Source organism: Oscillospiraceae bacterium (genome assembly GCA_025757985.1).
GTDB lineage: Bacteria > Bacillota > Clostridia > Oscillospirales > Ruminococcaceae > Gemmiger.
This window is the reverse complement of the sequence record CP107210.1, coordinates 2,547,258-2,562,023: the sequence shown is the minus strand read 5'-3', so window position 1 is coordinate 2,562,023 and position 14,766 is coordinate 2,547,258. Positions and strand designations below refer to the sequence as shown.

Here is a 14,766-nt window from a genome sequence, read left to right as displayed (position 1 = left end):
CACTGCGTTACCGCCACAGCTTCTCCCATGTGGTAATATCCAGCGTCACGCCGGGCAGGACCTCCATCGGGGCGGTCTCTGCCTTGCGGAAGCGGCATTTTTTCGCAAAGCCCTCGGCCTTGAGGTCGCGCGCCCACACCTTCAGGTAAAGGCGGCTGCGGCCATCCCCCTCGGCCAGCTTCTGGGCGTAGGCCACAGCGCTGCGGCCGATGCCCTTGCCGCGGGCCTTCTCCTTCAAAAACAGGCGGCTCAGGCACATGGCGCCCGCCGGGCCGAGGTCGAGTGCAAAATAACCCACCGGCTCGGTGCCGAGATAGACGAGGAAATAGTTGATAACGCCGCTGTGGATCTCGTCATCGGTCAGGATGTCGCTCTGGTACTTATCGGCCAGCGCGGCGGCGACCTTGGGCGTCAGCTTGGTGTAGTGCTGCACAAAAATTTCCTGTGCCAGCTCCGAAACCAGCTGCACATAACGGGTCTTGGTAACTTGTTTGAATGTCGGGTTCATAGTAACTCCTTTTGGTAAACATATGCCGCCGTAGGGGCGCATTCTATATGCGCCCGTGCAGCTTACGGCAGGTGCCGCGGGCGGATATGGAATCCGCCCCTACATTTATTCAATGGTAACGCTCGCCTTCGCCGGCATACAGGCGGCCCAGTCGCCCTCGTTTTTCAGCACGCCGAACCCCTCGCACAGGTGGTCGGGGCAGGGGCTGTCCACAAAGGCAATGCCGCCGTTTTCCACATGCAGGTGGATCGTGTACCGGCCGGTGTCGATGTCATAGTCGGCGTCCCTGCGCAGGTCGATGCGCTGCTCCGTCTGCGGCGTGCCGTAGCGCAGCACCGCCGTATGCCCGCTGCCGCCGGTGCGGCATACCAGCCAAAGCACCGCCGCCGCGGCCAGAACCGCCGCAATGAAGATGATATTTTTGCGTTTGTTCGTCATTCTTTGTCAAATTCCAGTTCCTGCGCCATGCCGTCATACCCGGCCAGCGCTAAAGGGTAAGCCGTGCGGGCCGCAGCCAGCCCGGGGGCGGTGTCGGTCACGGCGGCGCTGTAGTGGGTCAGCCAGAGACGGCGCACCGCGGCGGCGGCGGCCAGCGCGCCCGCCTCGCGGCAGGTCGTGTGGCCGTAGAGCCGGGCCTTGGGCAGGTCGGCGTCATCGGCGTAGGTCGCATCCATGCAAAGCAGGTCGGCGTCCCGGGCGGCGGCTTCCAGCGCGGCGCAGGGGCGGGTGTCAGTCGCATAGACGACCTTGAGGCCCCGGCGCGGCGGGCCAAGCACCTGCTCCGGCGTGAAGCCGCCGGCCGCCGCACCCTTTTGCAGCGTTTTCCAATACGCCACCGGGATGCCCGCCGCCCGCGCCCGCGCGGGGTCAAACCGGCCTGCGCGGGGCAGTTCAAGCGCGTAGCCGCAGCAGGGCACGCGGTGTTCCAGCGGGAACGGCGTGATTTTCAGCGCATCTACGGCAAACGGCGCGTCCGCCTCCCGCCAGAGGACGGGATAGGGCTGCGCACCTGCCAGCGCCATGACGGGCCGCGCGACTGCATCCAGCCCCGCAGGGCCGTAGACGGTCAGCGGCTCGGTGCGGTTCAGGCTGCCCAGCGTCTGCAAAAGCCCGGGCAGACCCAGAATGTGGTCCCCGTGGTAGTGGGTCAGCAGCACGGCCGAAAGCCGGTACGCGCTGACGCCGTACCGCCGCAGCCCGACCTGCGTGCCCTCGCCGCAGTCGAGCAGAACGCTGCGCCCGGCCACCGTCACAGCGGCAGCCGCCAGCGCGCGGTCGGGCAGCGGCTGCGTGCTGCCCGTACCCAAAAGCGTTACCTTCAGCATCGGCTCACCTCTTTCCAACAGTACCCCATTATTAAGCGTATTATAGCACAGATCAGGGAGGAGTACAACAGGCGTATGCCTTCCCTCTTGGGGGAAGGTGCCCGAGGCCCCGACCGAGGGCGGATGAGGGGCAGCGCTTTCTCTATTGCCCGTGAACGGGTTGCTGCGGGAACGCCGCCCCTCATCAGTCGCCTGCGGGCGACAGCTTCAGTCTACGCGCTAAGAGCCGCCGCAAAAAAAGCGGCGGTTGCGCTCCGACACGCGCCTGCGGGCGCAGCCCCTCGGGGGAAGCCAAAGTTTTTGAAACACTCCGCCCGTTTTTGTCGTATAATCTTTATGAAAGGGGGCGACGCCCATGACAGAACACGAGCTGGACACACTGTTGCGGGACTACGGCGGCGCGGTACGGGCGGTGTGTCGGGCCATTTTGCCGGGCCACCCGCAGGACGCCGAGGAAGCCGAGGCCGACACATTTTACAAGCTGTGGCGCAGCGCAAAGCTGCCTGCCGACGAAGCGCACCGGCGGCGGCTTGTGGTATTGACGGCGCGGCAGTGCGCCATCGACCGCTACCGCGCCCTGCTGCGCCGGGGCGAGACGCTGCCGCTGGACGACCGCGATGACGCCGAGCTGGCTGTAGCGCTGGAAAGCCATCTTGAAAGCCGCGAACTGATGGCGCAGATCATGGCGCTGCCGCCGCCGGACGGTGAGCTGTTTCTGCGGCGCTACTTATACGGCGAGACGGCGGCCCAGCTGGGTGCGCGGTTTGCCATGCCCGCCGCCACGGTGCGCACCCGGCTGCACCGCTCACGGCTGGCACTGCAAAAGCTATTGAAGGAGGGCTGACCTATGACCGAACTGGAACGCTGGATGAACGACAACCCGCCGCTGGCGGACGCCCTGACGGCGGAGGAAACCGCTGCACTGCGCCAAAAAGTACTGGCGCGCCGCCCAAGGCTGCATGCTTTGCGCGGCTGGCGGCTGGTCGCTGCGGCGGCAGCGCTCTGCTTAGTGGCCGCGGGCGCGGTGGTGCTGGGGCTTTTCCACCCCATGAGCGCCGCCAACGAGACGAACGCACTGGTGCAGAAGTACGGCGTGGTGCTGGACGAACCGCTGACCGCCGAGATCAACGGCCGCACGGTCAGTGTAAAGGCGCTGCTGCGCGGCGAAAACACGCTGCGGGTGCTGTACGATGTGGACAACGCCCAAGGGATGGAGCCAAGCGATTTGGTGTGGGACACCGGCGCGTTTTACCTGCGTGCAGCGGACAACAGCGGCGACAAGCGGCTCTATATTGCAAGCAACGCACAGGTAGGGCCATGTTATGGGTACGCCATTGGTTCGTGGGCAACGCGCAACGCGGTCAGCGAAGGCGATGTTCTCTCCTGCTATGTGGATATTCCGTTGACCCAGACGGCCACCGACACGCGAACGCTGTATATCTGCGATTTAACAAATTACAAGGCCTCTGCACATGTTAAGGTCATGCTGCCCGACATGGCTGAAGCAGTGACGATAAACGTAAAGAAAACCATCTCGCTGAAGGGCGGCCACTGGTTCCATTATGATATGACCGATGAAGAGGCTGCTGAATATCCCGATGCAACGTTTGACATTCAAGAGGTTCGTATTGAACCGCTGGCGGTCAGCGTCATCGGCAAGAATCACGGCAGTCTTCCGCTGGGCGGGACCTCGCGGTACGATGTGCAATCCCGCGTGAAGCTGTTCCGCGCTGACGGCACGGAACTGACCTACGGCTGGGACGGAGAGTTTTATCAGGGTTTTTATGGCCGCGTGAGAAAATCTTCCGGTCAGAGCGCTCTGCGGGTGAACACCTACAACTTGATCGACCCCGAGGCCGTGGCGTATGTCGAGATCGACGGGGAGAGGTTTGAGGTGAAGTAAACGCGGCAAAAGCCCCTCCGGCCATCGCTGACGCTCGGCCACCTCCCCTGTAAGGGGCGGCTTGTTGCGCGGGCGAAGCCCGCGAGAAAGGCTCCTCACGAAGTGGGGAGCTGGCCGAGCCTGCGAGGCCTGAGGGGCTTTTGCAGGTTTGCGGGGGCACCCCGTTGACGGGATGCCGTGGTGAACTCTGCCCTCATCAGTCGCCTGCGGGCGACAGCTTCCCCCGCAGGGGAAGCCAAAGAGAAAAAAGCACCCGCATGGCGCGAACCATGCGGGTGCTTACTTTTTATGTCAGTATCAGCCGAACATATTGATCAGGATACCAGCGGCAACGGCGGAGCCGATAACACCGGCAACGTTGGGGCCCATGGCGTGCATGAGCAGGTAGTTGCGGGGGTTGTACTCCTGGCCGACCTTCTGGGAAACACGAGCGGCCATGGGAACGGCGGAAACACCGGCGGAGCCGATGAGCGGGTTGATCTTGCCGTGGGTGACCACGCACATGATCTTGCCGAGGATGACACCGCCAGCGGTGCCGACACCGAAGGCGACGATGCCCAGAACGATGATCTCAACGGTCTGGATGTTCAGGAAGGTGGCGGCGTTGGTGGTGCAGCCGACCGAGAAGCCGAGGAAGATCGTGATGATGTTCATCAGCTCGTTGCCGGCGGTCTTGGTGATACGCTCAACAACGCCGGACTCCTTCATCAGGTTGCCCATCATCAGGCAGCCGACCAGAATGGCGGCGTCAGGCAGGGTCAGGGCAACGATGATGGTGACAATGATGGGGAAGAGGATCTTCTCGGTCTTGGAGACGCGGCGGGGGGCCGTCATGACGATCTTACGCTCTTTTTCAGTGGTCAGAGCCTTCATGATGGGCGGCTGGATAACCGGCACCAGCGCCATGTAGCAGTACGCAGCGACCGCGATGGAGCCGAGCAGATGCGGGGCCAGCTTGGTGGTGACATAGATGGCGGTGGGGCCGTCCGCGCCGCCGATGATGCCGATTGCGCCGGCCTCCTGATTGGTGAAGCCCAGAATCTTAGCGCCGACAAAGGTGAAGAAGATACCCAGCTGTGCGGCAGCGCCCAGCAGCAGGCTGGACGGGCGGGCGATCAGCGGCTCGAAGTCGGTCATCGTACCGATGCCGAGGAAGATCAGCGGCGGATAGATGCCGAGCTTGACGCCCAGATAGATGTAGTCGACCATACCGCCGGAGGAACCGAGCAGCTCCCAGTTGATATGGTTCGTCTCGTTGATGAAGATGTCCATGTGGAAGATGCCATCGAGGGGCAGGTTGGTCATCAGCATGCCGAAGCCGATGGGCAGCAGCAGCAGCGGCTCAAACTGCTTGACGATGGCCAGATACAGCAGCACGCAGGCCACTGCCAGCATGACGGCGTACTTCCAGCCGCCCTCGGTGAAGAGGATCTGTGCCCAGCCGGACTTTGCGAAGATCTCCGCAATATTGGTAAAAATCGCACCCATTTCCGTACCTCCTTACATAAAGGGCGTGGTATGCTCGCGCACGCCTGCGTCACCCCATGCGCCGCGGCGGGAGCCGGCAGCGGGCTTGGAAACGCGCTTGATGCCGCGGATGACGGCATTGCCGCCGCACACAGAGGCCACGGCAGCGGAGATGGCGGCGATGATCTCGCCGGGGATGGAGCCGTTGTCAGCCTTGGCTGCAGGGGCAGCGGGCTTAGCGGCAGGGGCAGCCTTGGCAGCGGGGGCCGCAGGGGCCTTCGGCGCGGCAGGCTTGTCGTTCTTCTTATTGTTGATGTTGTCGAAGATCTTGCCTTCCAGCGTGATGATAAGGCACAGGGCCACCAGCATCGCGAAAACCAGTGTAATGCTGGTCAGAACAACGGTGCCGTCGCTGGCTTCAAGGGCAAGCAGAGCTAGGTTGGGCATGGATGATCCTCCTTTAATTGGTAAACGGCCGGAAAAAGGCTATTTGATGATATTATAGCACAAAGTGATTTTTTTGGGTAGATTTTTTTACAAAAAAATGAATATTTTTGGGGAATTGTATGGATGAGGATGTTGGGGCGGCTGCGGGAAGGTGCCAAAGCCCCTCAGGCCTCGCAGGCTCGGCCAGCTCCCCACTGCGTGGGGCGCCTTTTTGCGCGGGCTTCGCCCGCGTGAGAGCCTCCCCTCTCAGGGGAGGTGACAAGCAAAGCGAAGTCGGAGGGGCCTTGCCCGTTTGCCGTTGTGCACACCGCCCAATTTTTCAGCATCATTTTCGGCTGATCGCACAGCATTTTCTACAAATATGAACAAAATATCTCCCCGCCCTCTTGACTGGACTGCAACTCTGTGATAGCATAAACGCAACAAAAGAACGGCAAAGGCGCCGGGCAGAGTATTTCTGCCCGGCGCTTTTTCTGTTTCTTTTGCAAGTATTCTGTGCGAAAGTAAGAGAGAGGGGTTTCAAGGTATGTACAACTCAGCAGATGTAACATGGACACTGGTTGCGGCGTTTCTGGTGTTCTTTATGCAGGCAGGCTTTGCTTTGTGTGAAGCCGGCCTGACCCGCGCTAAAAACACCGGCAATATTCTGATGAAGAATATGATGGATTTTTGCATCGGCACACCCTGCTACTGGCTGGTCGGCTTCGGCGTGATGTTCGCCGGCTCCGGCGCGCTCATCGGCGGGTTTGACCCGTTCATCCGCGGCAGCTATGACTTCGGCACGCTGCCGGTCTGGGTCTACGCGGTGTTCCAGACGGTGTTCTGCGCGACCGCCGCCACCATCGTTTCCGGCTCGATGGCCGAGCGCACAAAGTTCAGCGCCTACTGCTGCTACTCCGCCGCGATCAGCCTGATCGTCTACCCCATCTCCGGCCACTGGATCTGGGGCGGCGGCTGGCTGGCGCAGCTCGGCTTCCATGACTTCGCAGGCTCCACGGCGGTCCACTTTGTCGGCGGCGTCACGGCCTGCCTCGGCGCCTGGATGCTCGGCCCCCGCATTGGCAAGTACAACAAGGCGGGCACGCCGCGCGCCATCCCCGGCCACAACCTGACCGCCATGGCGCTGGGCGTTTTCATCCTGTGGTTCTGCTGGTTCGGCTTCAACGGCGGCTCCACCGTCAGCATGACCGGCGATGATACGATGATTTCCGCCGGCCTTATCTGCTTCAACACCAACCTTGCCGCCGCGCTGGCCACTGTTGCGGCGCTGATCGTCTCGTGGGTGCGGTACGGCAAGCCTGATGTCTCGCTGACCTTCAACGGCGCGCTGGCGGGCCTTGTGGCCATCACCGCGGGCTGTGATGTGGTCGATCCGTTCGGCGCAGCCGTCATCGGCATTGTGGCCGGTGTGCTCTGCATCTTCTCGGTCGAGTTCTTCGACAAGATTGCCAAGATCGATGACCCGGTCGGTGCGGTCTCCGTCCACTGCGTCAACGGCTGCTGGGGCACGCTGGCGGTCGGCCTGTTTGCCACCGAGGGCGGCCTGTTCTACGGCGGCGGCTTTGCCAAGCTGGGCATCCAGCTGCTGGGCGTTGTCAGCGTGGCCGCGTGGGTGCTGATCACGATGTACATCATCTTCTCGATCATCAAAAAGACGATCGGGCTGCGCGTCTCCGAGAAGGAGGAGCTGGACGGCCTTGACATCCACGAGCACGGCCTGACGAGCGCCTACGCCGGCTTTGCGATCAGCGACCCGACCTACGCCGAGCTGGATGTCAACGAAAACACTGATCTCGGCGAGGACGACATCACCAAGGCCAGCCCCGCCAAGGTGGCGGCGGCCGTCAAGGTCACGCAGGAAGCCCCGCTGCCCGCCGGGCTGGATTCCGGCATGCACAAGGTTTCCATCATCGTGCAGCTTGCGAAGTTTGAGACCCTGAAGAAGGCGCTGAACGACATCGGCGTGACCGGTATGACGGTGACGCAGGTCATGGGCTGCGGCCTGCAGAAGGGCAGCGGCGAGAGGTACCGCGGCGCCGAGGTGGACGCCACCCTGCTGCCGAAGGTCAAGGTCGAGGTCGTTGTGAGCAAGATCCCGGTCGACAAGATCATCGACACCGCCACCAAGGCCCTGTACACCGGCCACATCGGCGATGGCAAGATTTTTGTCTACAATGTGGCAAAGGTCGTCAAGGTCCGCACCGGCGAGCAGGATTACGCCGCCCTGCAGGATGTGGAATAAGCGTTGCTCTATTATATAAGGTATAAAGGTCAGTAAAGCCCCTTCCGTCTGGAAACGGAAGGGGCTTGGTTTGTTATATGGTTATATGCCATTTCCGGAAGTAGCGCAGTAGGGGCGGGGCTCTGCTCCGCCCGCGGCTACCCGGTAAATGCTGCTTGCGGGAAACCACCGGGCGGCATATATGCCGCCCCTACGAACCGGCGGATGATTTACGGCATTTGGTGGTAAACAGCGGAGGGGTCAAGACCCCTCCCTACAGGCTCCCAAAAAAGCCTTCCCCCTTGGGGGGAAGGTGGCCCCGCAGGGCCGGATGAGGGGGAGGCTGCCCGCCAGCAGCCGTTTGCCTGTAACATAGGAGCATCACTTCCCCCTGGCACTCTGGATATACTGTCTCGGCGTCTGGTTGTACTCGGCCCGGAACGCACGGTAAAAATTCGCGTAATCGCCGAAGCCGCAGTACTGACAGACCTCATTCGGCGGCACGCCGCCTGCAAGCAGCTGCTTGGCGTTCAGCAGCCGTTTTTGCAAAATATATCGGTGTACGGTCGTGCCGACCTGTGCATCAAACTTGCGCAGCAGGTGATACTTACTGATGAAGAACTTCTCCGAGAGCTGGTCAAGGGTCAGCGGCTCGCTGTAATGCTCGTTGATGTAGTGCAGCACCGCATCCACCACCTGATCGCTCGTGCCAACAGGCCGGGCATCGCCGCGGTCGGCGGCGGCGCGGTTCAGCCCGACCAGCAGCTCCACAAGGGCGCTCTGGGCCAGCAGGTCGCTGCCGTAGTCCTTGCTTGCCTTCAAGGCGCACAGCTTGTCCACCGTGGTGCGCAGCGGCGCGCCGGTCGCGCCGGGCAGCCGCAGCAGGTTCGTATGGCCGGGGATCGTGGTGTCAAAGCAGCGGGTCAGGCTGGTGTGCGCAGTGGACAAGCCCTCCAGATACGGCCGGGCGATCCAAAGCACGATCCGCTCATAGGCATCGGCATCGGTGGCAATACGGGCCTGATGCAGCTCCAGCGGGCTGCAGAGCATCCAGTCACCGGGGCGCACACGGTAGAGCTGGTTCTCAACGATATATTCCACCCGGCCGCGCAGCAGCAGATAGACCTCATAGAAGTCATGGTGGTGCAGCTCGACCTCGTTCATGTAGGTAGACCGGTAGCGGTAGACCTCATAGTCGGGCGCGATCATCGTCTGGCGTTTGGTGTAGGGGTTGTAGTTTGACATAAGGGACTCCTCAAAAGTCTTCCCCTGAGGGACAGACTCCCCCGGTACGGGGGAGGTGGCGCATAGCGCCAGAAGGGGAGCAGGTGGCTGAGCGAAGCGAAGCCGGATGAGGGGCGGCTGTACCGCTGCCGCCCCGTAAAAGGGCTTTTGCGGCAAGTTCTCCCCTCATCAGCCGCCTGCTGCGGCAGCTTCTCCCCCATGGGAGAAGCCTTTTTCGATGCTAGGTTTAGTTTACCGCAATTTTTACAATTTTTCAAGCAACTACGGTTATTTTCTTGCGAAAAGTTGCGTGCTATACTGAAACTATCGCGAGTGGCATATAGGACCACTCCCTCAACAGCAACAAAAGGAGCAAATCATTATGCAGATGAACGCGTCTTCCATCGTCAACCAGAAGGCTGAGTGGGAAAAGCTGGGCGTCAAGCTGCCCGCATTTGACCACGCCGCCATGACCGCCGCCACCAAGGAGCACCCCATCTGGGTCCACTTCGGTGCCGGCAACATCTTCCGCGGCTTTATCGCCGCCCTGCAGCAGCGTCTGCTGAACGAGGGTCTGGCTGACCGCGGCATCATCGCAGCCGACACCTTCGACTACGACATCATCGACAAGATCTACACCCCGTATGACAATCTGACGATGAATGTCACCCTGAATCCGGACGGCACCACCAGCCGCGAGATCATCGGCTCTGTGGCCGAGGGCCTGCGCGCCAACTCTGCCGACGCCAAGATGATGGCCCGCTTCAAGCAGATCTTCACCGATCCCGGCCTGCAGATGATCTCCTTCACCATCACCGAGAAGGGCTACGCCCTCTATCGTCCCGACGGCAGCCTGATGCCCGTTGTGCAGGCCGACATTGACGAGGGTCCCGCCCACGCCCGCCACGCCATGAGCATGGTCGCCGCCCTGCTGCTGGAGCGTTTCCAGAACGGTGCCGCCCCGCTGGCAGTTGTCAGCATGGACAACTGCTCTCACAACGGCGAGAAGCTGCAGGCCAGCGTCATGACCGTTGCGAAGGCTTGGCTCGAGAAGGGCTTCGTCGGTCAGGACTTCATCGACTACCTGTCCGATGAGAGCAAGATCACCTTCCCCTGGTCCATGATCGACAAGATCACCCCGCGCCCCCACAAGATGGTCGAGGAATCTCTGGAGAAGGACGGCATCGAGGGCATGACCCCCATCGTCACCTCCAAGAACACCTTCATCGCTGCGTTTGTCAACGCCGAGCGCCCGCAGTATCTGGTTGTCGAGGACAAGTTCCCCAACGGCCGCCCCGCACTGGAGAAGGCCGGCGTCTATATGACCGACCGCGAGACCGTCAACAAGACTGAGCGCATGAAGGTCACCACCTGCCTGAACCCCCTGCACACCGCCATGAGCGTCTACGGCTGCATGCTGGGCTACGACCTGATCTGCGCCGAGATGAAGGACGAGGACATCGTTGCCCTGATCAAGCGTCTGGGCTATGTCGAGGGTCTGCCCGTTGTTGTTGACCCGAAGATTCTGGACCCCAAGGCCTTCATTGACGAGGTCATCGAGCAGCGCCTGCCCAACCCCTTCATGCCCGACATGCCGCAGCGCATCGCAACCGACACCTCCCAGAAGGTCGGCATCCGCTTCGGCGAGACCATCAAGAGCTACATCGCCGAGGGCCGCGACCTGAACAGCCTCGTTTCCATTCCTCTGGCCATCGCCGGCTGGCTGCGCTACCTGCTGGCCATCGACGACAACGGCAACGCCTTTGAGGTTTCCGCTGACCCGCTGAAGGACGACCTGCAGGCCAAGCTCGCCGGCATCGAGTTCGGCAAGCCCGAGACCGTCACCGATCAGCTGGACGGCATCCTGTCTAACGCCTCCATCTTCGGCACCGATCTGACCAAGACCGTGCTGGCAGACAAGATCAAGGCCTACTTCAAGGCCGAGATTGCAGGCCCCGGCGCCGTCCGCAAGACCCTGCACGAGGCCGTGAACGGCTGATTGCAACTTCCCTAAGCCTTCCCCAAAGGGGCTGCGCCCGCAGGCGCGTGTCGGAGCGCAACCGCCGTAGGCGGCTCTTAGCGCGGAGACTGAAGGTGGCCCCGCAGGGCCGGATGAGGGGTAAGTTTGCGTAGTTGCCCCGTCAACGAGCAGCAATGGCCAGGTTCCCCCTCATCAGTCATCTTCGATGACAGCTTCCCCCAAGGGGGGAAGCCTTTGCAGCTACGCTGTAGGGGCCGGACATGTCCGGCCCGCCGCATAAAATCTATAACCCGCTCACGGGTTTGCAACCGGAAACTTGAGGGCGAGGCATGCCTCGCCCCTACGCAAACGACTATACAAACAAAAGGAGCACCACATGTCTATGAAAATGGGTTGGCGCTGGTATGGTGAGGGCAATGACCCCATCACCCTGAGCGACATCAAGCAGATTCCCGGTGTTGAGGAGATCGTCTGGGCGCTGCACAGCAAAATGCCCGGCGAGATCTGGGAGGAGAACGAAATCAAGGAGGTCGTAGACCAGATCCACGCGGCCGGCTTCAGCGCCACCGTAGTTGAGTCCGTCAATGTCCACGATGACATCAAGATCGGTCTGCCCACCCGCGACCAGTATATCGAGAACTACAAGCAGTGCATCCGCAACCTGTCCAAGTTCGGCGTCAAGACCATCTGCTACAACTTCATGCCCATCTTTGACTGGACCCGCACCGACCTGTTCCACCCGGTCGGCGATGGCTCCACCGCCCTGTTCTATCAGAAGGATCTGATCAAGGACGACTACAAGGGCATGGCAAACTACATTCTCGAATTTACCGAGAAGTACAACATGACCTTCCCCGGCTGGGAGCCGGAGCGCATGGCCAAGCTGGACGAGTTGTTCAAGGCCTACGCCCCCGTCACCAAGGAGAAGCTGTGGGATAACCTCAAGTACTTCCTTGAGGCGATCATGCCCACCTGCCGCGAGTGCGACATCAAGATGGCCATCCATCAGGACGATCCCCCATGGGATATCTTCGGCCTGCCCCGTCTGCTGGTTGACGCCGAGAGCATCGACCGCTTCCTGACGATGGTCGATGACCCGTACAACTGCCTGACGCTCTGCTCCGGCAGCATGAACGCCAACCCCAACAACAATGTGGCCGCCATCGTGCGCAAGCACTGCGACCGCATCCCGTTCGCCCATGTGCGCAACATCCATCACTTCGAGAACGGTGACTTCTCTGAAGCTGCCCACCGCGACTGCTGCGGCGAGACCGGCATCATCGAGATCCTGCGCGCCTACCACGACTGCGGCTTTGACGGCTGCATCCGCCCCGACCACGGCCGCCAGCTGTGGGAGGAAGGCCCCGGCAAATGCCGCCCCGGTTACGGCAAGTACGACCGCGCCCTTGGCGTGCAGTACATGCTCGGCGTCTGGGATCTGCTGGATCGTCTGGACGAAGAGAAGAACCGCTGATTCCTGCCATCCTCTAGTTGCTGTATAAAAACAAAAAAGCCGCTGCGCAAGCAGTGGCTTTTTTGTTTTGGGAAATCTGCACCGCACGGTAGGGGCCGGGCATGCCCGGCCCGCAGCTTTCCCTGTATCACAACGTTATCTTTAAACCGTAGGGGAGGGATTCATCCCTCCCGGCAGCTTTGCCTCCCTTGTCAAAGGGAGGTGGCCGAGCCTGCGAGGCCGGAGGGATTCCTGCAGTAGGGGCGGCATATATGCCGCCCGCGCCTTCCTTGCCAAAGGCGATGCCTGCGGGGCTTTACTTCACCTCATTCACCAGCTTTTCCCCTCGCGCAAATGCCCGCGCGTTCTCCATCGTTGTGATGGCGATGCTCTGCAGCGCGGTCCGGGTAAAAAACGCCTGATGGCTCGTCACGACCACATTCGGAAAGCTCATCAGCACCGGCACGATCTCATTGCGCAACACATCGTCGGAGAAGTTTTCAAACACCTGACCGTCCTCATCCTCATAGACATCCAGCCCCACACCGGCAAATTTGCGGCTGCGCAGCGCATTGATGAGCGCCCGCGTGTCGATCAGCCCGCCCCGGCTGGTGTTGACAAGCACCGCGCTGTCGCGCATCATCCGGATCGTCTCAGCGTTGATCATGTGGTAGGTTTCCGCCGTCAGCGGGCAATGCAGGCTGACCAGATCTGCGGTACGCAGCAGCTCCTCCAGCCCCACATACCGCACAAGGCCGTCCAGCGCAGGGTTGCGGTATTGGTCGCAGGCCAGCACCGTCATGCCGAAGCCGCAGCAGATACGGGCCATCGCCGCACCGATGCGCCCCGTACCCACAATACCGGCCGCCGAGCCGTACAGGTTGTACCCCAGCAGCCCATCAAGCGAAAAATTGTTGTTGCGCACCTTGATATACGCCTTGCAGATGCGGCGGTTCGCGGCCAGCGCCAGCGCCATGGCGTGCTCGGCCACTGCCTCGGGGCTGTAGCCCGGCACCCGCAGCACCGTTATGCCGTACCGCTGCGCCGCCGGCAGGTCCACATGATTGTACCCGGCGCAGCGCAGCAGCAGGCAGCGGATGCCCGCCTGCGCCAGCTTTTCCAGCACTGCCGCCGAGCAGTCTGCATTGACAAACGCGCACACCGCGTCCCCGCCCCGCGCCAGCGGCGCGGTATCCGCATCGAGATTTGCCGTTAAAAACCTGATCTCGCAGCCATATTCCGGGTCAGCCGCCAGCACATCAAAGTAGTAATGGTCATACTCCCGCGTCCCGTAAAAGACGATCTTCATAGCAATCCCCCAATCCCTTTCAGTATCGGTCGTTTACGCTCCCATTATACTGAATGGAGTGGGGGATTTCCGTTGTAGGGATAACACTGCCTTGGTTTTGCACCGCCACGTAGGGGCGAACATTGTTCGCCCGCGCAACGTTACCTTTGCTGCAACTGAATCTTCCACCGCGCCGTAGGGGCGGGGCTCTGCTCCGCCCGCGCAGCCTCCCACCCATGGGATAGCCGCGCCCCTTAATGCCGTCGGCAATCAAAAACTGTCCTTGAAATTTCACGCTGCTTGTAAAGCAATACGCCATATGATACAATTAGCTAAATCGGAAGTTATAAAGGAGAAACACTATGGGATTATTTGGTAAAAGCAAAAAAGAGCGAGAAAAAGAGTATATGAACAGATTAGATGTTCCATTATGTTTAAAAGAAGACTTTGAATTGATTATTGATGATGTATTTACAATTATGGGGGTTGGAACAGTTGCCACAGGAAACATATCAACAGGAATGTGTAGAGAAGGAGAAAATGCGTGTGTTTATAAAGCAAATGGAGGTGTATTAGAGACTATAATTACTACCATCGATATACATACAAAAGAACGAAAATCAAATGGTTGTGGATATAAAACAGAACATGTTGGACTTGGGTTAAGAGGAGTTTCTAAGGAACAATTAGAAAAAGGAGATAGAGTGATTGTAAAGAATGCCAATATGTATGGAATGTAATTACAAATTCCAGTTTATTTAATCGTAGTTCTTTATAAAAAGCTATCGAGAATATCTCCCCAATGAAAAGCAAGCGGCAGGCGCTAAATACGCCTTCCGTTTTATAGTACCGTATTGAATAGGGGTCGACCACTCTTTTCTCTACCCTCATCCCCATCATGCTGCCATTGAATCGGGGACTCTCCCGCGCCCTAAAAACAGTCCGCAGG

Annotated in this window: 13 protein-coding genes; 6 read left to right on the top strand and 7 right to left on the bottom strand. The window is 60.3% G+C overall.

Annotated features, from left to right (window positions below):
- Positions 1 to 7: 7 nt before the first annotated feature.
- The 3 genes from OGM67_12185 to OGM67_12175 form a co-directional block, all read right to left on the bottom strand.
- Positions 8 to 508 (bottom strand): GNAT family N-acetyltransferase, encoded by a 501-nt coding sequence (locus OGM67_12185; GenBank protein UYJ34322.1) that lies wholly within the window; start codon positions 506 to 508, stop codon positions 8 to 10.
- 105 nt (positions 509 to 613) lie between these two features.
- Positions 614 to 946 carry a NusG domain II-containing protein gene (locus OGM67_12180; protein UYJ34321.1) on the bottom strand — a complete coding sequence of 111 codons (333 nt, stop codon included), beginning with the start codon at positions 944 to 946 and terminating at the stop codon, positions 614 to 616.
- Positions 943 to 1,833, bottom strand: a complete 891-nt coding sequence (locus OGM67_12175) for a ribonuclease Z (protein UYJ34320.1) — start codon at positions 1,831 to 1,833, stop codon at positions 943 to 945. Before OGM67_12175 ends, OGM67_12180 begins: the two co-directional genes overlap by 4 nt.
- A 355-nt stretch (positions 1,834 to 2,188) precedes the next feature.
- On the opposite strand from OGM67_12175, the gene OGM67_12170 reads away from it, so the two are divergent.
- Both OGM67_12170 and OGM67_12165 read left to right on the top strand, forming a co-directional pair.
- Complete coding sequence (locus tag OGM67_12170) at positions 2,189 to 2,677, top strand: RNA polymerase sigma factor (protein ID UYJ34319.1); 489 nt, start codon at positions 2,189 to 2,191, stop codon at positions 2,675 to 2,677.
- Between the two features lie 3 nt (positions 2,678 to 2,680).
- A complete protein-coding gene (locus tag OGM67_12165; protein ID UYJ34318.1) occupies positions 2,681 to 3,736 on the top strand; it encodes a hypothetical protein in 1,056 nt (351 codons plus the stop codon).
- Between the two features lie 297 nt (positions 3,737 to 4,033).
- Here the strand turns inward: OGM67_12165 and OGM67_12160 are convergent, their stop codons facing one another.
- Both OGM67_12160 and OGM67_12155 read right to left on the bottom strand, forming a co-directional pair.
- The gene (locus OGM67_12160; GenBank protein ID UYJ34317.1) at positions 4,034 to 5,224 is read right to left on the bottom strand and encodes a sodium ion-translocating decarboxylase subunit beta; all 1,191 of its coding nucleotides are present in this window, start codon (positions 5,222 to 5,224) and stop codon (positions 4,034 to 4,036) included.
- A gap of 12 nt (positions 5,225 to 5,236) precedes the next feature.
- Positions 5,237 to 5,650, bottom strand: coding sequence for an OadG family transporter subunit (locus OGM67_12155; GenBank protein ID UYJ34316.1), 414 nt, complete (start codon positions 5,648 to 5,650; stop codon positions 5,237 to 5,239).
- Between the two features lie 526 nt (positions 5,651 to 6,176).
- On the opposite strand from OGM67_12155, the gene OGM67_12150 reads away from it, so the two are divergent.
- Entirely contained in the window at positions 6,177 to 7,892 is a 1,716-nt protein-coding gene (locus OGM67_12150; GenBank protein ID UYJ34315.1) for an ammonium transporter, read from the top strand.
- A 360-nt stretch (positions 7,893 to 8,252) separates the two neighbouring features.
- Here OGM67_12150 and OGM67_12145 read toward each other — a convergent pair whose 3' ends face one another.
- Positions 8,253 to 9,116, bottom strand: coding sequence for an AraC family transcriptional regulator (locus OGM67_12145; protein ID UYJ34314.1), 864 nt, complete (start codon positions 9,114 to 9,116; stop codon positions 8,253 to 8,255).
- A 361-nt stretch (positions 9,117 to 9,477) separates the two neighbouring features.
- On the opposite strand from OGM67_12145, the gene OGM67_12140 reads away from it, so the two are divergent.
- The gene (locus tag OGM67_12140) at positions 9,478 to 11,094 is read left to right on the top strand and encodes a mannitol dehydrogenase family protein (GenBank protein UYJ34313.1); all 1,617 of its coding nucleotides are present in this window, start codon (positions 9,478 to 9,480) and stop codon (positions 11,092 to 11,094) included.
- A gap of 358 nt (positions 11,095 to 11,452) precedes the next feature.
- Positions 11,453 to 12,550 (top strand): mannonate dehydratase, encoded by a 1,098-nt coding sequence (gene uxuA / locus OGM67_12135; GenBank protein UYJ34312.1) that lies wholly within the window; start codon positions 11,453 to 11,455, stop codon positions 12,548 to 12,550.
- A gap of 295 nt (positions 12,551 to 12,845) precedes the next feature.
- Here the strand turns inward: uxuA and OGM67_12130 are convergent, their stop codons facing one another.
- A complete protein-coding gene (locus OGM67_12130) occupies positions 12,846 to 13,838 on the bottom strand; it encodes a 2-hydroxyacid dehydrogenase (GenBank protein UYJ34311.1) in 993 nt (330 codons plus the stop codon).
- 341 nt (positions 13,839 to 14,179) lie between these two features.
- On the opposite strand from OGM67_12130, the gene OGM67_12125 reads away from it, so the two are divergent.
- Positions 14,180 to 14,557, top strand: coding sequence for a hypothetical protein (locus tag OGM67_12125; GenBank protein ID UYJ34310.1), 378 nt, complete (start codon positions 14,180 to 14,182; stop codon positions 14,555 to 14,557).
- The last annotated feature ends 209 nt before the right edge of the window (positions 14,558 to 14,766 follow it).

What these genes read in the sequence shown, in the direction of transcription:
- OGM67_12170 (UYJ34319.1), top strand. Translation starts at nt 2,189, where the DNA reads ATGACAGAACACGAGCTGGACACACTGTTGCGGGACTACGGCGGCGCG.
- OGM67_12175 (UYJ34320.1), bottom strand. Translation starts at nt 1,833, where the DNA reads ATGCTGAAGGTAACGCTTTTGGGTACGGGCAGCACGCAGCCGCTGCCC.
- OGM67_12125 (UYJ34310.1), top strand. Translation starts at nt 14,180, where the DNA reads ATGGGATTATTTGGTAAAAGCAAAAAAGAGCGAGAAAAAGAGTATATG.
- OGM67_12130 (UYJ34311.1), bottom strand. Translation starts at nt 13,838, where the DNA reads ATGAAGATCGTCTTTTACGGGACGCGGGAGTATGACCATTACTACTTT.
- OGM67_12185 (UYJ34322.1), bottom strand. Translation starts at nt 508, where the DNA reads ATGAACCCGACATTCAAACAAGTTACCAAGACCCGTTATGTGCAGCTG.
- OGM67_12160 (UYJ34317.1), bottom strand. Translation starts at nt 5,224, where the DNA reads ATGGGTGCGATTTTTACCAATATTGCGGAGATCTTCGCAAAGTCCGGC.
- OGM67_12145 (UYJ34314.1), bottom strand. Translation starts at nt 9,116, where the DNA reads ATGTCAAACTACAACCCCTACACCAAACGCCAGACGATGATCGCGCCC.
- OGM67_12165 (UYJ34318.1), top strand. Translation starts at nt 2,681, where the DNA reads ATGACCGAACTGGAACGCTGGATGAACGACAACCCGCCGCTGGCGGAC.
- uxuA (UYJ34312.1), top strand. Translation starts at nt 11,453, where the DNA reads ATGTCTATGAAAATGGGTTGGCGCTGGTATGGTGAGGGCAATGACCCC.
- OGM67_12180 (UYJ34321.1), bottom strand. Translation starts at nt 946, where the DNA reads ATGACGAACAAACGCAAAAATATCATCTTCATTGCGGCGGTTCTGGCC.
- OGM67_12140 (UYJ34313.1), top strand. Translation starts at nt 9,478, where the DNA reads ATGCAGATGAACGCGTCTTCCATCGTCAACCAGAAGGCTGAGTGGGAA.
- OGM67_12150 (UYJ34315.1), top strand. Translation starts at nt 6,177, where the DNA reads ATGTACAACTCAGCAGATGTAACATGGACACTGGTTGCGGCGTTTCTG.
- OGM67_12155 (UYJ34316.1), bottom strand. Translation starts at nt 5,650, where the DNA reads ATGCCCAACCTAGCTCTGCTTGCCCTTGAAGCCAGCGACGGCACCGTT.